18 protein-coding genes are annotated in these 23,017 nt (G+C 73.5%); 8 read left to right on the top strand and 10 right to left on the bottom strand.

What is annotated here, in order from left to right:
* Positions 1–77: 77 nt before the first annotated feature.
* Both SERN_RS06620 and SERN_RS06615 read left to right on the top strand, forming a co-directional pair.
* The gene (locus SERN_RS06620) at positions 78–1,580 is read left to right on the top strand and encodes a CotH kinase family protein (RefSeq protein ID WP_135849332.1); all 1,503 of its coding nucleotides are present in this window, start codon (positions 78–80) and stop codon (positions 1,578–1,580) included.
* Between the two features lie 129 nt (positions 1,581–1,709).
* Positions 1,710–3,653: an LPXTG cell wall anchor domain-containing protein gene (locus SERN_RS06615; protein ID WP_135849803.1), complete on the top strand. Its 1,944-nt coding sequence runs from the start codon at positions 1,710–1,712 to the stop codon at positions 3,651–3,653.
* A gap of 100 nt (positions 3,654–3,753) precedes the next feature.
* On the opposite strand, the gene sigK is transcribed toward SERN_RS06615, so the two are convergent.
* Positions 3,754–4,326 carry an ECF RNA polymerase sigma factor SigK gene (sigK, locus tag SERN_RS06610; RefSeq protein ID WP_135849331.1) on the bottom strand — a complete coding sequence of 191 codons (573 nt, stop codon included), beginning with the start codon at positions 4,324–4,326 and terminating at the stop codon, positions 3,754–3,756.
* A gap of 230 nt (positions 4,327–4,556) precedes the next feature.
* Here sigK and SERN_RS06605 point away from each other — a divergent pair, with 230 nt between their 5' ends.
* Both SERN_RS06605 and SERN_RS06600 read left to right on the top strand, forming a co-directional pair.
* The gene (locus tag SERN_RS06605) at positions 4,557–6,293 is read left to right on the top strand and encodes a hypothetical protein (protein WP_135849330.1); all 1,737 of its coding nucleotides are present in this window, start codon (positions 4,557–4,559) and stop codon (positions 6,291–6,293) included.
* Positions 6,294–6,380: 87 nt separating this feature from the next.
* On the top strand, positions 6,381–7,010 hold the full coding sequence (locus SERN_RS06600; protein ID WP_135849329.1) for an MBL fold metallo-hydrolase: 630 nt from the start codon (positions 6,381–6,383) through the stop codon (positions 7,008–7,010).
* A 14-nt stretch (positions 7,011–7,024) separates the two neighbouring features.
* Here SERN_RS06600 and SERN_RS06595 read toward each other — a convergent pair whose 3' ends face one another.
* Together SERN_RS06595 and SERN_RS06590 are read right to left on the bottom strand one after the other, a co-directional pair.
* Positions 7,025–8,428, bottom strand: coding sequence for an MFS transporter (locus tag SERN_RS06595; RefSeq protein ID WP_135849328.1), 1,404 nt, complete (start codon positions 8,426–8,428; stop codon positions 7,025–7,027).
* A 55-nt stretch (positions 8,429–8,483) separates the two neighbouring features.
* Positions 8,484–9,416 (bottom strand): SMP-30/gluconolactonase/LRE family protein, encoded by a 933-nt coding sequence (locus SERN_RS06590; protein WP_135849327.1) that lies wholly within the window; start codon positions 9,414–9,416, stop codon positions 8,484–8,486.
* A gap of 156 nt (positions 9,417–9,572) precedes the next feature.
* On the opposite strand from SERN_RS06590, the gene SERN_RS06585 reads away from it, so the two are divergent.
* Entirely contained in the window at positions 9,573–11,891 is a 2,319-nt protein-coding gene (locus SERN_RS06585) for a glycoside hydrolase family 3 N-terminal domain-containing protein (protein ID WP_233251515.1), read from the top strand.
* Positions 11,892–11,906: 15 nt separating this feature from the next.
* Complete coding sequence (locus SERN_RS06580; RefSeq protein ID WP_135849326.1) at positions 11,907–12,416, top strand: flavin reductase family protein; 510 nt, start codon at positions 11,907–11,909, stop codon at positions 12,414–12,416.
* On the opposite strand, the gene SERN_RS06575 is transcribed toward SERN_RS06580, so the two are convergent.
* Positions 12,386–12,913, bottom strand: coding sequence for a hypothetical protein (locus SERN_RS06575; RefSeq protein ID WP_135849325.1), 528 nt, complete (start codon positions 12,911–12,913; stop codon positions 12,386–12,388). The genes SERN_RS06580 and SERN_RS06575 overlap by 31 nt on opposite strands.
* Positions 12,914–13,110: 197 nt before the next feature.
* On the opposite strand from SERN_RS06575, the gene SERN_RS06570 reads away from it, so the two are divergent.
* Positions 13,111–14,142 (top strand): NAD(P)H-binding protein, encoded by a 1,032-nt coding sequence (locus tag SERN_RS06570; RefSeq protein WP_158292592.1) that lies wholly within the window; start codon positions 13,111–13,113, stop codon positions 14,140–14,142.
* A 51-nt stretch (positions 14,143–14,193) separates the two neighbouring features.
* Positions 14,194–14,832, top strand: a complete 639-nt coding sequence (locus SERN_RS06565) for a maleylpyruvate isomerase N-terminal domain-containing protein (protein ID WP_135849323.1) — start codon at positions 14,194–14,196, stop codon at positions 14,830–14,832.
* A 42-nt stretch (positions 14,833–14,874) separates the two neighbouring features.
* Here the strand turns inward: SERN_RS06565 and SERN_RS06560 are convergent, their stop codons facing one another.
* The 6 genes from SERN_RS06560 to SERN_RS06535 are packed head-to-tail and all read right to left on the bottom strand — an operon-like array spanning position 14,875 to position 22,748.
* Entirely contained in the window at positions 14,875–15,573 is a 699-nt protein-coding gene (locus tag SERN_RS06560) for a response regulator transcription factor (RefSeq protein ID WP_135849322.1), read from the bottom strand.
* Entirely contained in the window at positions 15,570–18,167 is a 2,598-nt protein-coding gene (locus tag SERN_RS06555) for a DUF4118 domain-containing protein (RefSeq protein ID WP_269846125.1), read from the bottom strand. The genes SERN_RS06560 and SERN_RS06555 overlap by 4 nt, the downstream gene beginning before the upstream one ends.
* A 9-nt stretch (positions 18,168–18,176) precedes the next feature.
* Entirely contained in the window at positions 18,177–18,800 is a 624-nt protein-coding gene (gene kdpC, locus SERN_RS06550) for a potassium-transporting ATPase subunit KdpC (protein WP_135849321.1), read from the bottom strand.
* Positions 18,801–18,850: 50 nt separating this feature from the next.
* Positions 18,851–20,983: a potassium-transporting ATPase subunit KdpB gene (gene kdpB / locus SERN_RS06545; protein ID WP_135849320.1), complete on the bottom strand. Its 2,133-nt coding sequence runs from the start codon at positions 20,981–20,983 to the stop codon at positions 18,851–18,853.
* Entirely contained in the window at positions 20,983–22,659 is a 1,677-nt protein-coding gene (kdpA, locus tag SERN_RS06540) for a potassium-transporting ATPase subunit KdpA (RefSeq protein ID WP_135849319.1), read from the bottom strand. Before kdpA ends, kdpB begins: the two co-directional genes overlap by 1 nt.
* Positions 22,659–22,748, bottom strand: a complete 90-nt coding sequence (locus tag SERN_RS06535) for a potassium-transporting ATPase subunit F (RefSeq protein ID WP_135849318.1) — start codon at positions 22,746–22,748, stop codon at positions 22,659–22,661. The genes kdpA and SERN_RS06535 overlap by 1 nt, the downstream gene beginning before the upstream one ends.
* Between the last annotated feature and the right edge of the window lie 269 nt (positions 22,749–23,017).

The following is a 23,017-nucleotide window of genomic DNA, read 5'->3' as shown; positions in this document are numbered from 1 at the left end:
GACGGGGCGCCGCGGTCACAGCCTCGCCACAGGGTCCCCGCAGCGCAGCCGAAGGCGCGGACCGGAGCGTGGCGGTCATGACGAACCCCGACACCGCCGGCCGCCCATCCCGCCAGCGCGTGCCCGCGCTCTCCCGCCTGCCCCGCATCGTCGCCGCCGGTGCGGCCGCGGGCCTCGTGCTCGCCGGGTGTTCGACGGCCTCCGCCAGCGACACGGCGGCCGACGCCGGAGCGGGCGGCTCGACGGCGTCCGCCACCGCCGTGCAGGCCGCCGCCGGCACCGTCCTGGATGCGAGCGAGGTCCACAGCATCTCGCTCGACGTCGACGAGACGGCGCTCGCGGCGATGATCCAGACCTACCTCGACTCCGGCGACAAGGAGTGGATCAGCGCCACCCTGACGGTCGACGGCACCACCTACGAGAACGTCGGCGTCAAGCTCAAGGGCAACTCCTCGCTGCGCGGCATCGGCACGGACACGCCCGCACAGGACCTGCCGTGGCGGATCAGGACGGACGAGTACGTGGATGGCCAGACGGTCGACGGCTACTCCGATCTGGTCGTGCGGGCCAACTCCTCGGAGACGTCGATGAACGAGGCCGTCGCGCTCGAGCTGCTCGGGGCCGCCGGACTCGCGACGGAGCAGTCGGTCGCGACCCGGTTCTCGGTGAACGGGAGCGCGGAGGTGCTGCGGCTGACGCTGCAGAACCTGGACGACACCTGGCTCCAGGAGAGCTTCGGCGACGACGGCGCGGGAGGTTCGGTGCTCTACAAGGCGGACGCCGAGGGCGACTGGTCGTGGCGCGGGGACGACGGCGCCGCCTACGCCGAGGCGTTCGACGTCGAGGCAGGTGCGGAGGACTACGCGCCGCTCGTGGAGCTCCTCGACCTCGCGAACAACGGCACGGACGAGGAGTTCGCGGCGCAGCTGCCCGAGCTGCTCGACGTCGAGCAGCTCGCGCGCTACCTGGCCTTCGAGGACCTGATCGGGAACGTTGACGACATCTCGGGGCCGGGCAACAACTCCTACCTGTACTGGGACGCGGAGGAGGCTCGGTTCACCGTCGTCGCGTGGGACCACAACCTGGCGTTCGGCCAGCAGAACGTCGGCGGCGGTGGTGGAGGACTCGGCGGTGGGAGGCCCGACGGTGATGCAGGACGGATGGCTCCGCCGTCGGGCGAGATGCCGACTGATCTGCCGACCGACGGGGCGATGCCGGGTGGCGGCGGGATGACTGGCGGGATGGGTGGCGGCGGCATGTCGCAGGACAACCCCCTGGTCGACAGGTTCCTCGCCGACGACGGCTTCGCGGCTCTCTACGACGACGCGGTCACCGACCTGCAGGCGGAGCTCGTCGACTCCGGGCTGCTGGCGGACGCGGTGGCCGAGTGGTCCGCCGTGCTGACGGACGGCGCGAGCGACCTCGTCGATCCCGCCACGATCACCGCCGAGGGCGAGGCGATCACGACCTTCACCACGCAGGGCGCGAACGCCGGGGCGAGCCGGGTGCCGGGCGGTGGGTCGTCGAGCACGGCGCCGTCGACCCCGCCGTCGGAGGAGACGGACCCGACCACCACCTGATCCCGGGGAGAAGCGGCCCGTCGTCGTCGTGCCGGCACCCATCCGTCGGGGGTTCTGCTCCGAACTGGACGGACGCGTACGCGCCGGCACCAGCTCGCAGCGACGCGAAGGCTCCAGAAGGGTTCACAGATGCATCGTTCTGTCTCCACGCGAGAGGGCCGCCTTCGCGGCTCTCTCCGCTCGCGGGTCGTCGGGCTGTTCGCCGCGCTCGCGCTCCTCGGTTCCACCGCCCTGGTCGTCGCCCCCGCCGCGTCCGCGGTCGAGCTGCCCTTCCAGGTGCAGAGCCCGGCGAACGGCTCGACGGTCGACACGACGTCGCCCGTGTACTCGGGCACCGGCACCACCGGCAACACCGTGACCGTCATCTACAGCGGTCAGGGCCTCGACAACTACACCGCGGGCACCGCCACGGTCGACGAGGCGGGGAACTGGAGCACCGGTCCGACGACCTTCGCCTCGGCCAACCCCGGTGAGACCGAGAACCGCACGCGCGTCACGGAGCGCACCCCCGACGGCACGGCCGTCGGCGAGACGTTCGTGACGATCACCTTCGCCACCGCGCCCGTGCCCGCAGCGGGCCAGTTCCGTCTCGACTCGCCCACCGAGGGCGAGGAGCGCAGCGACCTGCTGAACATCGTCAACTTCCTCGGCGTCGGCGACCCGGGCAACCTCATCGTCGTGCAGTACTTCAACGGCCGGGGCGGCCTGTCGGAGGCCGGTCGGGGCGAGGTCAACGCGGACGGCACGTTCAACGTCCTCACCACCTACCGCGACCTCCCCGCCGGACAGGACTTCGTGAACACGTTCACGGCTCAGTTCACGCCGACGGGCGCGTCCGTCGCCCGCGAGATCGGTCGCAACTTCACGTTCGCCGTCGCACCGGTCGAGCTCAACCCGTTCGTCGTCACCTCGCCCACCAACGGGGAGCAGGTCGACACCCTCACGCCGGCGTTCACCGGGACGGGCGCCCCCGGCGACACCGTCACCCTGACCTACGGCGGCCAGCGCCTGGGCAGCTACGTGGCGGGCACGACGACCGTCGATGCCGACGGCGACTGGGTCATCCCCACGACCGACTTCTCCGACGCGAACTTCGGCGAGACCGAGATCCGCGTGTCGGCCGAGGCCACGAGCCCGACGGGTGCCGGTCGCCCCGGTGGGACGTTCGTGAACATCGTGCTGCCGAGCGCTCCAGCGCCGGTGACCGAGTTCACCCTCGCCACCCCGCAGGAGGGCGACATCATCGCCAACCCGCGTACCGGGGTGCCGTTCGTCGGCACCGGTCAGCCCGGCAACACGATCGTCGTGGAGTTCTTCAACGGCCGCGGCGGCCTGTCCGTCGCGGGCGAGGCCGTCGTCGAGGAGGACGGCTCGTTCCAGGTGGACGCGTTCTTCGCCGACCTGCCGGTCGACCAGGACTTCGCGAACACGTTCACGCAGCAGGAGAACGCCGACGGCGAGCGCGTCGCGGCCGAGATCGGCCGGACGATCTTCTTCGAGCTCGCTCCCGTGGTCGCGCCGCTCGCGGCGCCGACCCTCGACCAGCCGGTCGTGGACGGGACCACGGTGACGTTCTCGGGCACCGGCATCGCCGGCGCGACCGTCGAGGTCAGCGCCGTCGACTCCGTGCCCCCGACCGACGACGGCCCGGAGCCGGCTCCCGGCCGGACGCTGACCGCCACGGTCGGCGAGGACGGCACCTGGAGCGTGTCCGGCACGTTCGTCGCCGCGACGTACATCGCGACGGCGACGCAGTTCACCACCGACGGTGCCGACCGGTCCGCCCCCACGCAGGGGCGCACGTTCACGGTCGAGGCCGTCGTGACGCCTCCGGGCGGCGGTACCCCGGACCCGACGCCCGCGCCGACCCCGGACCCGACCCCGGCTCCGACTCCGGCTCCGACGCCCGCCCCCGGTACGCCGGGCGGGTCGGGTGGTTCCGGTGGGTCGGGCTCGCTGCCGAGCACGGGTCTCGATGCAGGCGCGAACATGATCGCGCTCGCCGCGATGCTCCTCGCCGGCGGTGCCGCGACGCTCGTCGTCCGCCGCGTGCGGGCTGCAGCCAGGGACTGATCCGGCACGACTCGGCCCCCGCATCCTCGTCGGATGCGGGGGCCGAGTCGTCTGCCGTTCCCGGGTGCGCTACGTGCGACGCCCGGCCGTCGTGTTCAGGTCATCGCACGCCCAGACAAAGGCGGAGGCAGATGAGGCCGTCACGGATCCGGCTCTTCACGGTGGGCAGGGCGACACCGAGGCGGTCCGCGACCTCGCGGTAGGTCAGGCCTCCCCAGTAGGCCAGGATGATCGACTCGCGCTGGGTGTCGGTCAGGCCCGCCATGCCGTGAGCGACGCGGTCCGCGTCAGCGCGACGGAACACCTCGTCACTCACCTCGTCCACCTCCCGCACGTAGCTGCTGTTGGCGTCCTGCTCGTCGCGCGCTCGCGCGGCCTGGACCGAGCGGACCCGGTCCACGGATCGGCGGTGGGCCATGGTGGCGAGCCAGGCCTCGGCTGATCCGCGGTCGGCGTCGAAGGCTGCGGCCGAATGCCAGGCCTCGAGCATGACGTCCTGCAGCGCCTCGGCCGCCAGGTCGGGATCCCGCAGGACCCGCAGGCACGTGCCGTAGACCATCGGGCCGGCCGCGTCGTAGACCTGGGCGAACGCCGCCTGGTCCCCGTCCGCGCTCGCACGGAGCAGCGACGCCAGGACGGGACCGGCGTCGTGAGCTGTCACGAGGGTGCTCATGAAATGAGTGTGACCCACGACGGCGCAATTCTAAGGTTTTCATGTCACCCCAAGTTTGTTTCTGACTTACAGAGGTGATCGATGCCGGCCGCCGTGCCGAACCGTGCCGAGCCTTGCTGGCCGTGAAGTCCGCGATTTCGTTGGTTCCGGTGCCGGGGGGCTGCCGGTCACGATGGCGAGGCTGCCCGCTCCGCGGGGCCAGCTGACGCTCACCTGTCCGGGGGACACCGATGACCACAGCACGAGACCGCGCCGGCACCCGATCGCGCGCCGGTACCCGCTCCCGACGGGCGGCCGCCACGCTGGTCGCCGCCCTGGTGGCCACGGGACTCGGTCTGACGGCCGCCCCCGCGCGGGCCGACACCACCGTGACGCTGACCGGCGTCGTCGTCGGCGAGGACGGCAGCACCGACACCCGCGCCGAGGTCCACGTGTCCCCGGAGGGCGGCGGGACCGTGCAGCGGGCCTCCGTCGCGGCCGACGGGTCATTCACTCTCGCCGGCCTCCAGCCCGGCCGCTACCACGTCGGTGCGAACGACACGCGCACCGGTGCGGACGCCGTCTTCACGTGGGAGTGGTGGAACGGCACGACCAGCGATCCGCGCTACTTCGGGGCGGTTGACCTGTCCGCGGGCACGACGCAGGTGCGGTTCGAGCTCGACTACGCCCGGGGCGTGCTGGCGACGGCGGTCGACACCACCGGGGCACCGCTGCCGGGCATCTCGCTTTACTTCGAGGAGTACGACGCCGCGTCCGACCGCTGGATCGGTCCGCGCAGCGACACCCCGGTCACCGACGCCCAGGGTCGTGCGCTGCTCCGGACCACGCGGGACGTCCCCCACCGCGTCTGCTTCCGGGACGTGAACTACTCGTACGAGAATCGACCGACGCTCCGCTACCACCAGGCGTGCTGGAACGGCGCGACCGAACCCGCCGGCGCCACCCCGATCACGCTCGGGGCGCAGGACCGCAAGGTCGAGATCACGATCCCCCTGACCCTCGCGGGCCGCTCGCTCCGGCACGGCTACCCGTTCGTCCACGGCACGCCGCAGGTCGGCGCACCGCTCACGGCCGAGCCGACGGCGTGGGGCCCCGTCCCCGTCGCACTGACCTACCGCTGGCTCTACCTCGAGGGTTCGACGCTCGTGCCGATCCCCGGCGCCGTCTCCGCCACCTTCACCCCGACCGCCGACCTCGTGGGCCGCGACCTCCACGTCGAGGTCACCGGGACCGCGGCCGGTCACGTCACCCCGCCCGCCGTCACGGCGCCGGCCGGTGTCGTGGGCGGCAGCACGCCGTCGGCCGCCGGTCTCCGCCTGACGGGGGCGACCACGGCGGGCTCCACCGTGACCGCGCACGTCGACGCACCCGTGCCGGCGTCGTCGAACGTGGAGCTCCGGTGGTACGCGGACGGCGAGACCGTGGCCGGCGAGGAGACCGTCGTGCTCGGCTGCGAGGACGGCGTGCTGATCCTGCACGGCGACCACTTCCACAAGGTGGCCTCGCCCGACGCCTACGGGCGGATCGGCAACCAGTTCGGCACCGAGACCTCGGCCGTCGTGCTCGGCGACTACAAGACCGACCCCGAGGGGATCCTCACGAGCGTCTCGCTCATCGACACCGAGGCGGAGACGATCCAGATCGTCGACATCGGCTCGCAGTACACCTTCCGCAACCTCGCGCGCGGTGACGACGACACCGCGCTGGTGCTCGGCACGGACGGCGCCCTGCGCGTGATCGACCCGGCCACGGGCGAGATCGTCCGCAGCACGCCGGTGATCGACGCGTGGGAGGTCCCCGAGGAGTGGCAGCAGCCGCAGCCCGCGATCAAGGTCGTCGACGGCATGGCCTACATCACCGAGCCGGCCACGGACGAGCTGCACGTCGTGGACTACGAGACCGGTGAGGTCTGGAAGTCGGTGGAGCTGCCCGCGACGCCGAACGAGATGGTGGTCGTCACGGGCTGACCACACGGCTTCCTCGCCGTACCCCGCCGTTCCCTCCCGTACCCCGCCGTGCCCCGCCCCCGCGAGTTCCTCTCGTAGGGTCGGGGCATGGCTTCCATCCAGCGCGTCCTGACCCACGGCACCCACCCCGTCGACGGCCGCGAGGTCGAGCTCGACAACAACGTCTGGATCGTGGGTGACGACACCGAGGTCGTCGTCATCGACGCCTCGCACCAGCCCGAGGTGATCGCCGACGCCGTCGCCGGCCGCCGCGTCGTCGGCATCCTGCTCACGCACGGTCACCGCGACCACATCGGCGGAGCGCCCGAGCTGGCGCGCCTGACCGGCGGCCCGGTGTGGCTCCACCACGCCGACGAGCCCCTCTGGGAGGCGGCGCACGGCGACGTCCCGTTCCCCGCGACGGCGCTGCCCCCGCACCAGATCGTGCACGTCGCCGGCATCGAGCTCGAGGTCAGGCACACGCCGGGGCACACACCGGGGGCGAGCGTCGTCGTCGCCGCGGCGCTCGGCGCCGTGTTCACCGGCGACACGCTGTTCGAGGGCGGTCCGGGCGCCACGCGCTGGGAGTACTCCTCGTTCCCGCAGATCGTGCAGTCGATCACCGACAGCCTGCTGACGCTGCCGCCCGAGACCGTCGTGCACACCGGTCACGGTCCCGACACGACGATCGGCGCCGAGGCCGAGCACCGCCAGGAGTGGCTCGACCGAGGCTGGTGACCGGCGAGTCAGCCTCAGACCTTCGGGTTGCGGATCCCGACGAGGCTGACGAGGCCGCCGAGCACCAGCAGCGAGGCGACCACCACGAGTCCTCGGTGGAACCCGTCCACGGTGAGCGCGCCGCCCACCACGGTGCCGAGCATCGCGACCGAGACCAGCCCGGCAACGCGCGAGACCGCGTTGTTCACCGCGGACCCGATGCCCGCGTCGGACGGCCGGACCGCCCCGAGGATGGCGGCGGTCAGGGGCGCGACGGTGATCGCCAGACCGAGGCCGAACACCAGCAGGCCGGGCAGCAGCTGCGTCGCGTACCGCACGTCCTCGGTCGCGCCGAGCATGAGCAGGTAGCCGAGGGCGCCCACGAGCGGGCCCACGGTCATGAACAGCCGCGGTCCGAACCGCCCCGCGAGCGCGCCGAACCTGGCCGACAGCGCGAGCATCAGGAGCGTGATCGGGAGCTGGGAGAGCCCGGCCGCCGTCGCGCTCCAGCCCGCGACCTCCTGCAGGAACAGCGTGACGAGCAGCCCGCCCACGTACAGCGCGGCGTAGACGGCCGCCGTGGCGAGGTTGCCCCACGCGAAGGTGCGGCTGCTGAACAGCCGCAGCGGGAGCATCGGGTCAGGCGCCCGCCGCTCCCACGCGACGAAGGCCACCAGCCCGACGACGCCGAGCACCAGCCCGCCGAGCACCACGGGGTGCGTCCAGCCGAGTCGGCCCTGCTCGATGAGCGCCAGCACCGCACCGGCCAGGCCGACGACGGCGAGCACGGCACCGACGACGTCGATGCGACGGCGGGTCGACGGCGGGGCGTCCGGTGCGATGCCCCGCACCAGCAGCAGCGTGACGGCGAGCACGGGGACGTTGATCCAGAACACCCAGCGCCACGTGGCGTGGTCGACCAGGAGGCCGCCGAGGAGCGGGCCGGCGATCGAGGCGGTGCCCGTCCACGCCGTCCAGATGCCGATCGCGCGCGCCTGCGCCGCTCCGGAGTAGGCGGCGATGATCATCGCCAGCGACGAGGGCACGAGCAGCGCGCCCGCCACCCCCTGCAGCGCGCGGGCGAGCACGAGCAGGAGACCCGTCGGGGCGATCGCGCACAGCACGCTCGCGAGGGCGAACCCGATCAGGCCGGACACGAGCACGCGACGGCGGCCGAGCACGTCCGACAGCGATCCCGCGAGCAGGATCAGCGCGCCCAGCGTGAGGAGGTAGGCGTCCACGACCCACTGCTGCAGCGACAGCCCGACCAGCGGTCCGGTGACGAGGTCGCGCGAGATGGCGGGCAGGGCGACGTTGACGACGGAGCCGTCGAGGAAGGACACGAACGAGGCGAGGATCGCCACGACGAGGACGCGGCGCTGGGCGGTCGCGCTCGCCCTCGAGAGGTCGGGCGGCGGCGCGGGGGCGGGGTCGGGCACGGCCGAACCCTACGCCCGGTCGCTCGGCCCCGCCGGGCGGCTCGGACGTGATGGCTCAGACGGTGACGTCGCCCAGCTTCAGCAGGTAGACCGAGGACGTCGAGGTCAGCGCGAGCCGCCGCAGGTCGGGCGAGAAGGCGAGGTTCGCCGTCACCTGCGGCACCAGGATCGTGCCGAGGTGGCGCGCGCGCTCACCGGGCAGACCGGGCCGCAGGATCTCGACGCCCGCGCCGCTGGAGGACCAGAGGCGGCCGGTGGGGTCGACGCGGATGCCGTCGGGGCTGCCCTCGAACGTGCGGTGCACGATCCACGGCTGGTGGAGCTCGGGCCCGTCGAGGCTCAGGCGCACGCGGAACCCGAGGATGTGGTTCGCGCTCGAGTCCGAGACGTACAGGACGGACTCGTCCGGGCTGAGCGCGAGACCGTTCGGGGCCGGCATCGCTGGCAGGTGCGCGGTGAGGTTGCGGACGCCGTCGCGCAGTCCGCGCGGTCCGGCGCGGAAGACGTGCGACCCGCCGATCTCGCTCGGCATCGCGGGGGGTTCGAAGCCCTCCTCGCTCTGGTGCAGGCCGAAGGTCGGGTCGGTGAACCAGGTCGCGCCGTCGGAGGAGACGATGACGTCGTTCGGGGAGTTGAACCGCTTCCAGTCGGGCGTGAAGTCGGCGATCGTGGTCCAGCGGCCGTCGTGCTCGCGGCGGACGACAGCGCGCTCGCCGTGGCTCGCGGCGACGAGTCGGCCCTCGCGGTCGACCGTGTGGCCGTTCTGGTGGTGGGACTCCTCGATCCAGGTGCGCGCGCCGCGCTCGCGGTCCCACGCGTGCAGCCGGTTCCCGCGGACGTCGCTCCAGACCAGGGTGTCGCCGAGCCACGCGGGGCCCTCGAACCACTCCCCGCCCGAGGCGATCTCCTTCAGTCGGGCACCGGGGGCGACGAGGGAGCGGACGGCGGGGTCCGCGACGTCGAGACGGACCTGGCTCTGCTCACTCACCCGTCAACCCTACGTGGGCCGCCGGGCCGGTCTCGTGGCACCCGTCCGACGCCCGACGGCGGCGAGCGGACGAGGGCGCGCCGTCGAACCGCTTCGACGCGAGGCCGGATCGTGGCTACGGTGGTGCCGATCCCGCCGTCGACGTCAGGACCTCCCGTGAGCACGCCCGCCGCCCCCGCCCCCCGTTCCGTCAGCACCGCTCCCTACCTCGACCCCGCACTCCCGGTCCCGCAGCGGGTCGCCGACCTCGTCGGCCGCATGACGCTGCCGGAGAAGATCGGCCAGATGATGCAGCTGCCCGCGGGGCCGGGCGAGGACCTCACGGCGGAGCTGACGCCGATCGTCGTCGAGGTGGCCGTCGGCTCGATCCTGCACGCCTCCCCCGAGCAGCTCGCGCTGGCGCACGACCTCGTCGCCACCACGCGCCTGCGCATCCCGCTGCTGGTGGGCGAGGACTGCATCCACGGCCACTCCTTCTTCCGCGGTGCGACGATCTACCCCACGCAGCTCGGCATGGCCGCCACCTGGGACACCGCCCTCGTGGAGCGCGTCGCGCGCGCGACCGCCGTCGAGGTCGCCCCCACGGGCATTCACTGGACCTTCTCCCCCGTGCTCTGCATCGCGCGCGACCTGCGCTGGGGCCGCGTCTCGGAGACGTTCGGCGAGGATCCGCACCTCATCGGCGAGCTCGCGAGCGCCATGGTCCGCGGCTACCAGGGCGACGGCCTGGCCGACCCGAGCGCGATCCTCGCCACCGCGAAGCACTTCGCCGCGTACAGCGAGACGCAGGGCGGCCGCGACGCCAGCGAGGCCGACGTCTCGCGCCGCAAGATGCTCTCCTGGTACACCCCGCCGTTCGAGCGGGTCGCGCGCGAGGGCTGCGCCACGTTCATGCTCGGCTACCAGTCGACCGACGGCGTGCCCATCACGATCAACACCTGGCTGCTGAACGAGGTCATGCGCGAGCAGTGGGGCTACGGCGGCATGCTGGTGACGGACTGGGACAACGTCGGCCAGCTCGTCCGCATCCAGCGGCTCAGCCCCGACTTCGCCGACGCCGCCGCCCGTGCCGTCCTGGCGGGCAACGACATGATCATGACGACGCCGGAGTTCTTCGCCGGCGCGCAGGAGGCGGTCGAGAAGGGGACGCTCCCGATCGAGGCGGTCGACGCCGCCGTCGGGCGCATCCTGCAGGTGAAGTTCGCGCTCGGGCTGTTCGAGGACCCGCGCCGGCCCGACACCACCGCCCAGGCCGCGCTCATCGGGACCGCCGAGCACGCCGCCCTCAACCTCGAGGTCGCGCGCCGCTCGCTCGTGCTGCTCCGCAACGACGGCGTGCTGCCGCTCGCCGCTCCGGCGGTCGGCGACGGCACGGCGCGCACGATCGCCGTCGTCGGCCCCAACGCCGACGACGAGCACACGATCCTCGGCGACTGGGCGGGGGCGTCCGGGCAGGCCCCGTGGCTGATGGACGGGCACCCGCGCGAGCTGACCACCACGGTCCTCGACGGCTTCCGCACCGGGGTGCCGGGCGGCTGGGAGATCGTGCACGCGCGCGGGGCCGACATCCTCACGCTCGCCGACGACCCGCTGGGCACCACGTTCTCCGACGGTCAGCCGCGCCCGCAGGTCGTGCTGCCGTCCCCGCCCGACGAGGCGCTCCTCGCCGAGGCCGTCGCCGCGGCGCGGGCGGCCGACGTCGTGGTGGCCGTGGTCGGCGACCGCATCGAGCTGGTCGGCGAGGGCCGCTCGACGGCGACGCTCGAGCTCGTCGGCGGCCAGGTCGCGCTCCTGGACGCGCTCGCCGCGGTGTCGGAGGAGACCGGGACGCCGCTCGTGCTGGTCGTCCTGGCGAGCAAACCGCACGTGCTGCCGACCTCGGCCGAGCGGGCCGCCGCGATCGTCTGGGCCGCCAACCCCGGCATGCAGGGCGGTCGCGCCGTGGCCGAGCTCGTGCTCGGCGCGATCGAGCCGACCGGTCGGCTGCCGCTGTCGTGGCCGCGCCACGTCGGCCAGCAGCCGGTGTTCTACAACCAGATCACGAGCCAGCACGGCACGCGCTACGCCGACCTCACGCAGGACCCGGCCTGGGTGTTCGGCGAGGGGCTGAGCTACTCGAGCGTGGCCTACGCCGACCTCCGCGTCAGCACGCCGGTCCTCGGGCGGGGCGACGTCGTGCGGGGACGCGTGACGGTCACGAACACGGGCGCCCGCCGCGTGCTCGAGACCGTGCAGGTCTACGTGCGCGACGACGTCGCCTCCGTCACCTGGGCCGGCAAGGAGCTCAAGGCCCACCACCAGGTGTGGATCGAGCCGGGCGAGACGGTGGACGTCGACCTCGCGCTGCCGGTCGCCGCCTGCTCGATCGTGGACGCGGACGGCGTGCGCCGGGTCGAGCCCGGCCGCTTCACGCTGCTCGTGGGTCCGAGCTCGCGGGACGAGGTGCTGCTGGACGCCCCGTTCGACGTGGTGTGAGCGCAGGATGGGGTCATGACCGAGCCCGCTGACGAGCTGCTGGACACCGCCACCTTCCGCGAGGTGGTCGGCCGCCACCCCGCCGGCGTGTGCGTCGTGGCCCTGACCGACGCCGACGGGGCGCCGGTCGGGTTCACGGCGTCCTCGGTCGTCTCGGTGTCCTCGACACCGCCGATCCTGGCGTTCTGCGTGTCGGGGCGCTCGTCGTCGTGGCCCGCGCTCGCCGTCGCCGGCAGCGTGGCGATCAGCTTCCTCGCCCAGGACCAGGACGGGGTGGCCGAGCGGTTCGCCGCGCGCGGTGTCGATCGGTTCGCCGACGGCGGGTGGTCGCGCCTGCCCGGTGGCGAACCGGTCGTGGACGGGGCGCGCGAGTGGGTGCGGGGGCGCGTGCTGGAGCGGGTGACGCTGGGGTCGAGCCACCTCGTGGCGCTCGCCGTCACCGATCACGGGTTGCCGCACCCGGGCGCCCTGCCGCTCGCCTACCGCGAGGGCCGCTACCAGGAGGTGCGGGCGCTCGACGGCTGAGTGCCCGTCCCGCGGCGGCGCCCGACGGCGAGGAGCACCCCGCCCACCACGATCAGCACCGCGCCGAGGACGCCGAGCAGCCCGGCCCCGATCAGCGTGAAGAACGACACGACCGGCCCGACCGTGAACTGCCCACCGTCGACGGGCCCGTCGCACGTGATCTCGAGGGTGCCCGCGCGCTCCATCGCCAGGTTCCCCCTCGCCTCCCACCGCTGCGGCACCACGAGGTCCTGCATCGTCATGTCCGGGCGCAGCGCCCGCTCCTCGCCGCCGACCTCGGCGGTGCAGGAGATCTGGCTCCACACGTCCGACGGCGTGACGTAGACCCCGGCGTCACCCGCCGGGAGCGACACGGTCATCGACTGCCCGAACGGCGCGGGCTCCGCCGTGCGGAGGCCCGGTCCGAGCACCAGGGCGAGGGCGCCGAGCAGCGCCACGAGGCCGAGGGGGACCAGGATCCACCCGGCGACGCGGGTTCCTCGTGACGACGACGTCATCGATCGTTCCTTCCCGTGGCGAGTGGTTCCCGGGGGAACGTACAAGCCCCGCTCTCCCGGGGTCGATGGGGACGTCTGCCCGGCGGTCCCGGGTCGAAACCCGACCGGCCGCTTTCTCGCGGCCCAGGGTGATACTCGAGGAGCGGTCAGGCACGATCCTGCTGGCGGCGCGGTGCGCGACGGTGGGAGTGGGCTCCATGACGATTCTGGTGACGGGTGCGACGGGGTACGTGGGCAGCCGACTGGTGCCGGCGCTGCTGGAGCAGGGCCACACGGTCCGCGCCTCGGCGTCGTCCGCAGAGAAGCTGGACTCGCTGTGGTGGGGCGAGCGCACCGAGAACGTCGGCATGGACGTCGGTGACGACGAGCAGGTGCGCGCCGCCGTCGTCGGGATCGAGACCGTCGTCTACCTGATCCACGGCCTGGACGCCGACGACTTCGTCACGAAGGACCGCGAGGCCGCCGAGCGCGTGGCCCGGTACGCCCGTGACGCCGGCGTCCGCCGCATCGTCTACCTGTCCGGCATCGTCCCGGACGTCCCCCGCGAGGACCTGTCGGACCACATCCGCTCGCGGCTCGAGGTCGAGGAGGCGCTCGCCGCCACCGGCATCCCCACGGTCTCGCTGCGCGCGGCCGTCCTGCTGGGCTCCGGATCCACCTCGTTCGAGATCATCCGGCAGATCTCCGAGCGCCTGCCGGTCCAGACGATCCCCACCTGGATGCACTCCGAGATCCAGCCGATCGCGGTGGTCGACGCCATCGCAGCCCTGGTCGGTGCCGTGAGCTGGGACGGGTCGCGCGCCTTCGACATCGGCGGCCCCGACCGGATGCCCTACCCCGAGCTGCTGTCGGTCTACGCGGACATCACCGAGCTGCCGCGCCCGCAGATCCCGCTGCCGCTCGTCCCCGAGGGCGCCGTCGGCGCCATCGCCGCGCGGCTGACCGACGTCCCGACCGACACGGTCGAGGCGCTGATCGACAGCCTCAAGCACGACATGGTCGCGTCCGACGACGACTTCGTCCGCGAGCTCCTGCCCGCCGGCCACCGGCTGCTCGGGCTCGAGGAGTCCATCCGTCGGGCGCTCGCCGACAAGGATCCGGGCTCCGATCCCGCGACCGCGGACCCGATGGGCCCGCTGCCGCAGGACCCGGACTGGGCCGAGGGCGGCTCCGGCATCGTCTCCCGCATCACCGGCGCGATCGACGCGTTCCAGAAGCGGTTGTCCTGACGACGGCGGGTGCCGGGAATCGCGGGACCGCACCCGGGCGTTGAACCGGACATGACCCTCGATCTCCCCGGCGTCTACGCCGCCGCCGTCGCCCGCGTCGCCGAGCTGGCGGAGGGTGTGGACGAGCGGACCGCGCGCCGCGGCGTCCCCGCCACACCCGCCTGGACGGTGCACGACCTGCTGGCGCACGTCGCGGGAGCGGCGAACGACGCCGTCGTCGGGCGGATGGACGGCGCCCCCGGTCGGGGCTGGACCAACCGTCAGGTCGTCGAGCGGCGCACCGCGAGCGTCGGTGAGCTCGCCGACGAGCTGCGCGAGTTCGGCGCCCGGATGCCGGTGGACACGTTCGACCCGGCCGAGCCGAGCCCCGCGTGGGACCTCCTGGTGCACGAGGCCGACCTGCGCGAGGCGCTCGACCTCCCGCGGGCCGATCCGTTGACGTGGGAGCTGCTGCTGCCCGGCGTCGTGGCGCAGCTGGGCAGCCGGCCGAGCGTCAGCGGGTTCGAGGTGCGCACCGCCGACAGCACGTGGCAGGTCGGGGTGCCGAGCGGCGTCGTGACCGTGGCCGCCGACGACTACGAGCTGCTGCGCATCCTGTTCTCGCGCCGCTCGACCGAGCAGATCGCGCGCGTCAGCGACGGCGTCGGCCTGCTGGAGTCCGTGGCGATGTTCGGGCCGCGCGCCGCCTGAGCCGCCCGAGTCCCCTGCCGCGTCACCGTCCCGGCCACTGCCTCAGCGCTGGAAGCGGTAGCCCATCCCCGGTTCGGTGATGAGGTGCCGCGGCACCGCGCCCACGGCGGCGTCCGGCTCCAGCTTGCGGCGCAGCTGCGACAGGTACAGCCGCAGGTAGCCCGTGTCCGTCACGTGTGCGCTGCCCCAGATCTCCGCGAGCAGCTGCTGCCGCGTGACCAGCCGACCCTCGTTCCGCACCAGCAGCTCCAGGAACTGCCACTCGGTCGGCGTCAGGCGCACCGGGTCGCCGCCCCGCAGCACCGTGCGCGCCGCGAGGTCGACCACCACGTCGCCGAACGTCACCACCGGTTCGTCCGACGCACCGCCGCCCGCGGCCCCCGTCCCGACGCGTCGCGTCAGCGCCCGGATGCGCGCCAGCAGCTCGTCGATCGCGAACGGTTTGGTCACGTAGTCGTCGGCCCCGGCGTCGAGGGCCTCGACCTTGTCGGCCGACCCCGTCCGCCCCGAGACCACCAGGATCGGCGCGCTGGACCAGCCGCGCACCGCCTCGATCACCTCGAGACCGCCCATCCCCGGCATGCCCAGGTCGACCATCAGCAGGTCCGGCTTCTCCTCGACGGCGGCGTTGATCGCGCCCGTCCCGTCGGCGGCGGTCACGACGTCGTAGCCCCGCGCCCGCAGCGTGATCCGCAGCGCGCGCAGGATCTGGGGGTCGTCGTCGGCGATGAGGATCTTCACGCGGCGTCCTCCCCCGGGTCGCCCGCGTCGCCGGTCGGGAGCGCTTCGTGCGTCGCGACGGCGAGTCCCACCACCATCGTCACGCCGCCTCCCGGGGTGTCCTCGACCTCCAGCGTGCCACCCATCCCCTCCACGAAACCCGACGAGAGCGCGAGTCCCAGACCGAGCCCGGTCGTGTTGTCGTCGTCGCCGAGCCGCTGGAACGGCACGAACACGTCGGCGCGCCGGTCGGCGGGGATGCCGGGGCCGCGGTCGATCACGCGGATCTGTCCGCGCTCGCCGAGCGTCGACGTCGCGATCCGCACCGGTGCACCGGCGCTGTGCCGCACCGCGTTGCTCAGCAGGTTCACGAGCACGCGCTGCAGCAGACCGGGGTCGGCCAGCAGCGGCACGGCCGGCGACTCGAGGTCGAGCTCGACCTGGGCGGGACCGAGGCCGAGCTCGTCGAGCGCGGGCAGGATGACGTCGCCGGGGTAGGTCGGGGCCGTCGCGACGGCGAGCACGCCGGCCTGCAGCCGCGTCACGTCGAGCAGGTCGGTCACCAGCGCCGTGAGCGTGCCGAGGCTCTCGTCCGCGGTCGCGAGGAGGTCGCGGCGGTCGACGTCGGACCACGTCACGTCCGGGGAGCGCAGCGCCCCGACGGCGGTCGCGGCCGCCGCGAGCGGGCGCCGCAGGTCGTGGCTCACCGCGGACAGCAGCGCGCTGCGCACGCGGTCCAGCTCCGCCAGCGGGGCGAGCGAGCTGGCCGTCCGCTCGAGGTCGGTGTTCTCCAGCGCGACGTCGACCTGCGCCGCGATCACGGCCAGCAGGCGGCGCTCGGACGGCGAGGGCACGCGCCCGACCACCTCCAGCGTGCCGCGCTCACCGATGGGGAGCGTCGCCGTCGGCACGCTCCCGGTATCCCCGGCACGTCCCGCATCGGCGATGTCGGCGCCGGGCGCTCCGGCGCTGGCGAGCACCTCGCCCCCGGCCACCACGCGCACCTCGCGCAGCCCGAACGCCTCGCGCGTGCGCCCGAGGATCGCCTCCAGGGCGTCCTGGCCGCGCAGCACGCTCCCGGCCACGCCGGCGAGCAGCTCTGACTCCGCGGCGGCCCGGCGGGCGGCCCTGGTCCGGCGGGCGGCCTGGTCCACGACGTAGCTGACGAGCAGCGCGTTGACGACGTACAGCCCGAGCGCCAGCGCGTGCAGCGGTTCGGCGATGCTCACCGTGTGCAGCGGTTCGATGAAGAAGTAGTCGAGCGTCAGCCCCGAGAGCACGGCGGTCAGCAGCGCGGGCCACAGCCCGCCGACGAGCGCGACCACGATCACGAGCAGCTGGTAGCTCAGGACGTCGCCGATGATCGACTCCTCCGACCGCCAGCCCACCAGCGCCCACGTCAGCAGCGGTCCGCCCGCGAGCGAGAGCGCCAGGCCGAGCAGCCGCCGTCGGACCGTCAGCCCGCCCGCGAACCGCGGCAGCCGCAGGGCGCCCCCGGCGGCGTCGTGGTTGACGATGTGGACGTCGATCGTGCCGGCCTCGCGGATGATCGCGCGCCCCGTGCCCGGCCCGCCGAGCAGCGAGCGCAGCCAGCCGCGCCGGCTCAACCCGATGACGAGCTGCGTCGCGTTCGCCGCGCGCGCGAAGTCCACCAGGGCACCCGCGACGTTCTCGGCCACCACCTGGTGGAAGGTGCCGCCGAGGCTCTCCGCGAGCGCACGCTGTCGCGCGAGGGCGCCGGGCGGGCCGGCGCGCAGCCCGTCCGGCGCGATGGCGTGCACGGCGAGCAGCTCGCCCCCGGCCGAGCGTGCGGCGATCCTGGCGCCGCGGCGCAGCAGCGTCTCCCCCTCCGGTCCGCCGGTGAGGGCGACGACGACGCGTTCGCGCGCCTGCCACGTCGAGGAGATCGCGTGCGCGTCGCGGTAGGTCAGCAGCGAGGAGTCGACCTCGTCGGCCAGCCACAGCAGCGCGAGCTCGCGCAGCGCCGTGAGGTTGCCCAGCCGGAAGTAGTTCGACAGCGCCGCGTCGACCCGTTCGGCCGGGTACACCTGGCCCTGCGCGAGCCGGCCCTGAAGGGTCTGCGGCGCGATGTCGACGAGCTCGACCTGGTCCGCGGCGCGCAGCACCGCGTCCGGCACGGTCTCGCGCTGCGGCACCCCGGTGATCTGCTCGACGACGTCGTTCAGCGAGGAGATGTGCTGGATGTTGACCGTGGTCAGGACGTCGATGCCGGCCCCCAGGAGCCGCGCGACGTCGTCGTACCGCTTCTCGCCCGCCGACCCCGGGGCGTTGGTGTGCGCGAGCTCGTCGACCAGCGCGACGTCGGGCGCGCGCGCCAGCACGGCCTCGACATCCATCTCGCTGAGCTCGACCCCGCGGTGCTCGCGCCGGCTGCGCGGCACCACCTCGAGGTCGGCGACGGCGGCGGCCGTGGCGGCGCGACCGTGCGTCTCCACGACGGCGACCACGACGTCCCGGCCCCGCTCGCGCAGGCGGCGGCCCTCCTCGAGCATCGCGCACGTCTTGCCGACGCCGGGGGCCGCCCCGAGCAGGACGTGCAGCGTGCCTCGACCCGCGCCGCTCACCGCACCCACCCGGCCCGTCCCTTCCGTCACCACACGTCCTCAGCCCACCGACAGCTCGTCGAGCGCGATGTTCACCGCGAGCACGTTCACCCGCTCCTCGCCGAGGAACCCCAGGTCCCTCCCGGCGATGCTAGACCGCATGAGCGACTCCACCTCGCTCTCCGGCAGGCCGCGCTCGCGCGCGATCCGCGGCACCTGGAGCAGCGCGTACGCGGGGCTGATGTGCGGGTCGAGCCCGGACGCGGACGCCGTGACGGCGTCGGCCGGCACGTCGGCGACGTCGACGCCCTCGCGCTGCGCGACCTCCGTCCGACGCTGCTCGACGGCGGCCACCAGATCGGTGTTCTCGGGGCCGAGGTTGGAGCCGGAGGAGGCGCCGCCGTCGTACCCCTCGCCGGCGGCGGACGGGCGGGACTGCAGGTACCCCGGGAGCGCGACGCCGTCGGGGTCCGTGAAGGACTGACCGATCAGGCTCGAGCCGACCGTGCGCGCTGGTTCGTCCGCGGCGCCGGCCGTGACGAGCGATCCGGCCGCGCGGTCGGGCATCGCCACGGCGGCGACGCCCGTGATCAGGAGCGGGTAGACCAGGCCCAGCGCGAGCGTTGCGACGAGCATGGCGCGCAGCGCGACGGCGTAGGGGCGAAGGGTGGAGGAGCGGGACACGGGAGGGCCTTTCGGGGGGCGGATGTCGGACGGTCGCGCGGAGGCGGGGCTCAGAAGCCGGGCAGCGCGCTGACCACGAGATCGATGAGCTTGATGCCCACGAACGGCACGATCACGCCGCCGAGTCCGTAGACGAGCAGGTTGCGCGAGAGCAGCGACGCGGCGGGCACCGCGCGGTACGTCACGCCGCGCAGCGCGAGCGGGATGAGCGCGACGATCACGAGCGCGTTGAAGACGACCGCGGACAGCACGGCCGAGGCGGGCGAGCTGAGCTGCATCACGTTGAGCGTGGCGAGGCCCGGGAAGACGCCCATGAACATCGCCGGGATGATCGCGAAGTACTTCGCGACGTCGTTGGCGATCGAGAACGTCGTCAGCGAGCCGCGCGTGATGAGCAGCTGCTTGCCGATCCGCACGATGTCGATCAGCTTGGTCGGGTCGGAGTCCAGGTCGATCATGTTCCCGGCCTCCTTCGCGGCCGAGGTGCCGGTGTTCATCGCGACGCCGACGTCGGCCTGCGCCAGCGCGGGCGCGTCGTTCGTGCCGTCGCCCGTCATCGCGACGAGGTTGCCGCCCGCCTGCTCGCGCTTGATGAGCTCCATCTTGTCCTCGGGCGTCGCCTCGGCCAGGAAGTCGTCGACCCCCGCCTCCTTCGCGATGGCGGCCGCGGTGAGCGGGTTGTCGCCGGTGATCATCACGGTCCGGATGCCCATCGCGCGCAGCTGCGCGAACCGCTCGGTCAGGCCGGCCTTGACCACGTCCTTGAGGTGGACGACGCCGAGCACGCGCGACTCGCCGTCGGCGTCCTGCTGCGCGACGACCAGGGGCGTGCCGCCGCTCGCGGAGATCGCGGTCACGGCGCCGTCGAGCTCGGCGGCCGTGGCGGACGGCACGTCCGTCCCCGTGCCGGCCACCCACGCGGCGACGGCGGAGCCGGCGCCCTTGCGGATGCGGGTCCCGTCCGACAGGTCCAGACCGCTCATGCGGGTCTGCGCGGTGAACGGGACGACCTCGCCGTCGGGGGTCGGGGCGCCGTCGGCGGTCGAACCGTCGGCGTCGGGGCCGAACGCGTGCCCCTCGCCCGCGGCGAGCGTGACGATCGAGGCGCCCTCCGGCGTCGGGTCGGCCAGGGACGCGAGCGCCGCGGCGCGCAGCAGCTCCTCGCGGGAGGTGCCGTGCAGCGGGACGACGTCGGTGGCCTGCCGGTTGCCGTAGGTGATCGTGCCCGTCTTGTCGAGCAGCAGGGTCGTGACGTCTCCGGCCGCCTCGACGGCGCGGCCCGACATCGCCAGCACGTTGCGCTGCACGAGGCGGTCCATCCCGGCGATGCCGATGGCGGAGAGGAGAGCGCCGATCGTCGTCGGGATGAGGCACACGAGGAGCGCGACCAGGACCGTCAGGCTGACGGGCGCGGCGGCGTAGGACGCGATGGGGTTGAGCGTCAGCGTGACCACCAGGAAGATCACCGACAGGCTCGCCAGCAGGATGTTGAGCGCGATCTCGTTGGGCGTGCGCTGGCGCGCGGCGCCCTCGACCAGCGCGATCATCCGGTCGACGAACGTCTCGCCGGGCTTGCTCGTGATGCGCACGACGATGCGGTCGCTGAGCACGCGGGTGCCGCCGGTGACGGCGCTGCGGTCGCCGCCGGACTCCCGCACGACCGGGGCGGACTCCCCCGTGATCGCGGACTCGTCGACCGAGGCGATGCCGTGCACGATGTCGCCGTCGCCGGGCACGAGCTCCCCCGCCACCACCACGACGACGTCGCCCACCACGAGCTCGGAGGACGCGCGGTCGGTCAGGGGCGCGGCGGTGGCGGCGGGGTCGTGCGCGGCGTCGTAGACCGACACGACGCGCGCCGTGGTGGTGCTGCGCGTGGAGCGCAGGCTGTCGGCCTGCGCCTTGCCGCGGCCCTCGGCGACGGCCTCGGCGAGGTTGGAGAACAGGACCGTGAGCCAGAGCCAGACGGCGATGATCGCGGTGAACGGGGCAGGAACGGGTGACCCGCCGGAGTCGGCGGGACCGCCGAGGAACGGTTCGGCGATCGCGAGCGCCGTGGCCAGCACGGCGCCGGCCTCGACGATCAGCATCACGGGGTTGTGCCACATGACGCGCGGGTCGAGCTTGCGCACGGCGAGCGGCAGGGCTTCGACCGCCTGGGTGCGGGTGAGGAGGAGGGACATCACAGACCTTCTGCGAGGGGCCCGAGGGCGAGGACGGGGAAGTAGGTGAGGGCGGTGACGACGACGGCGACGCCGCCCAGCAGCCCGGCGAACAACGGGCGCGAGGTCGGCAGCGTGCCGCTCGTGGCGGGGACGGTGTCCTGCGACGCGAGGGACCCGGCGAGGGCGAGCACCAGGAGGATCGGCAGCAGGCGGCCGAGCAGCATCGCGACACCGAGCGCGGTGGTGAACCACGGGGTGTCGGCCGTGAGGCCGGCGAACGCCGAACCGTTGTTGTTCGCGGCTGACGTGAACGCGTAGAGGACCTCGCTGAGGCCGTGCACGCCCGGATTCGCGATCGACGTGGCCTCGACGTCGGCCCGCACGCCCGGGATCGCGAAGCTCAGCGCGGTCCCGGCGAGCACGAGGACGGGAGTCACGAGGATGTAGAGGCTGGCGAGCTTGATCTCGCGCGGTCCGAGCCGCTTGCCGAGGTACTCGGGCGTGCGCCCGACCATGAGGCCGCCCATGAAGACGGCGACGATCGCGAGCACGAGCATCCCGTACAGGCCGGAGCCGACGCCGCCCGGCGCGATCTCGCCGAGCATCATGTTGACCATCGGGACCATGCCGCCGAGCGAGGTGTAGGAGTCGTGCATCGAGTTCACGGCGCCGGTGGAGGTCAGGGTGCCGGCGGCGGCGTAGAGCGTCGAGGCGACGATCCCGAACCGTTGCTCCTTGCCCTCCATCGCGGCGCCGGCGAGCTGCGGCGCGGTGCCGGCACCGCGGAGCTCCAGCCATGTGAGCGCCGCGAGGGAGATCACGAACAGGCCCGCCATCACGGCGAGGATCGTGCGGCCCTGCCGGCGGTCGCCGATCACCGTGCCGAACGTGCGCGGCAGGCTGAACGGGATCACGAGCATGAGCGCGACCTGCAGCAGGCTGATCCACGCGGAGGGGTTCTCGAACGGGTGGGCCGAGTTGGCGTTGTAGAAGCCGCCGCCGTTGGTCCCCAGCAGCTTGATCGCCTCCTGGCTCGCGACCGGACCGCCGGGGATCTGCTGCGTGCCGCCCGCGAGGGTGGCGACGTCGGTGAACCCGGTGAGGTTCTGCACCACGCCACCCGCGACGAGCACGAGGGCCGCGACGACCGACAGCGGCAGCAGGATGCGGACGACGGCGCGCGTGACGTCCACCCAGACGTTGCCGAGGGTTCCGGTGCGGCGGCGGGCGAACCCGCGCACCAGGGCGATCGCGACGGCGATGCCGACGGCCGCGGAGACGAAGTTCTGCACCGCGAGGCCGAGGAGCTGGACCGTGTAGCCGATCGTCGCCTCCGGGGAGTAGGACTGCCAGTTGGTGTTGGTGACGAACGAGACCGCGGTGTTGAACGCGAGGCCCGGTTCGACGGCGGGCATCCCGACGGCGTCGGGCAGGATCGCCTGCGTGCGCTGCAGCAGGTAGACCAGGCCGATGCCGACGACGGTCAGCGCGAGCACGCCGCGCAGGTAGGCGCGCCAGGTCTGCTCGCCGCGCGGGTCGACGCCGATGAGGCGGTAGAGGCCGCGCTCGACGGCGAGGTCGCGCTCGGTGGTGAAGGTGCGGGCCATGTGGTCGCCGAGGGGGCGGTGCACGGCCATCAGGACGACGGCGAGGACCGCGACCTGCGCGAGGGCCAGGAGGAGCGCGGCGCCCATCAGAACCGCTCCGGCTTGATCAGGGCGAGCAGGAGCAGCGCGAGCGCGGCGACGCCGAGGGCGGCGGCCACGACGTGGAAGACGATCACAGCTTCTCGACCCCCTTCGCCGCGAGGGCGACGAGGCCGACGACGGCGAGGGTGAGGACGATGTAGACGAGGTCGAGCACAGGGACTCCCGGTCAGGCGTGGGTGGCGTACGTGCCGACTCCACACCCGCCGGGGGTGCGTGCTTCACCGTCCTGACGGAATCCATACGGCCGCCGCCGGAACCCTCACGGGTGCCTGACGGGTGGGTGCTCGCGCTCCCCGCACGCCCTGGTGGTCGCGCGCCCCGCACGCCCTGGTGGTCGCGCGCC

This window comes from Serinibacter arcticus (genome assembly GCF_004786095.1).
Classification (GTDB): domain Bacteria; phylum Actinomycetota; class Actinomycetes; order Actinomycetales; family Beutenbergiaceae; genus Litorihabitans; species Litorihabitans arcticus.
This window is presented reverse-complemented; position numbering and strand designations above follow the sequence as displayed.

Coding starts and splice junctions, on each gene's coding strand:
- SERN_RS06620 (WP_135849332.1), top strand. CDS start 78: ATGACGAACCCCGACACCGCCGGCCGCCCATCCCGCCAGCGCGTGCCC.
- SERN_RS06615 (WP_135849803.1), top strand. CDS start 1,710: ATGCATCGTTCTGTCTCCACGCGAGAGGGCCGCCTTCGCGGCTCTCTC.
- sigK (WP_135849331.1), bottom strand. CDS start 4,326: ATGAGCACCCTCGTGACAGCTCACGACGCCGGTCCCGTCCTGGCGTCG.
- SERN_RS06605 (WP_135849330.1), top strand. CDS start 4,557: ATGACCACAGCACGAGACCGCGCCGGCACCCGATCGCGCGCCGGTACC.
- SERN_RS06600 (WP_135849329.1), top strand. CDS start 6,381: ATGGCTTCCATCCAGCGCGTCCTGACCCACGGCACCCACCCCGTCGAC.
- SERN_RS06580 (WP_135849326.1), top strand. CDS start 11,907: ATGACCGAGCCCGCTGACGAGCTGCTGGACACCGCCACCTTCCGCGAG.
- SERN_RS06575 (WP_135849325.1), bottom strand. CDS start 12,913: ATGACGTCGTCGTCACGAGGAACCCGCGTCGCCGGGTGGATCCTGGTC.
- SERN_RS06570 (WP_158292592.1), top strand. CDS start 13,111: ATGACGATTCTGGTGACGGGTGCGACGGGGTACGTGGGCAGCCGACTG.
- SERN_RS06565 (WP_135849323.1), top strand. CDS start 14,194: ATGACCCTCGATCTCCCCGGCGTCTACGCCGCCGCCGTCGCCCGCGTC.
- kdpB (WP_135849320.1), bottom strand. CDS start 20,983: ATGTCCCTCCTCCTCACCCGCACCCAGGCGGTCGAAGCCCTGCCGCTC.
- kdpA (WP_135849319.1), bottom strand. CDS start 22,659: ATGGGCGCCGCGCTCCTCCTGGCCCTCGCGCAGGTCGCGGTCCTCGCC.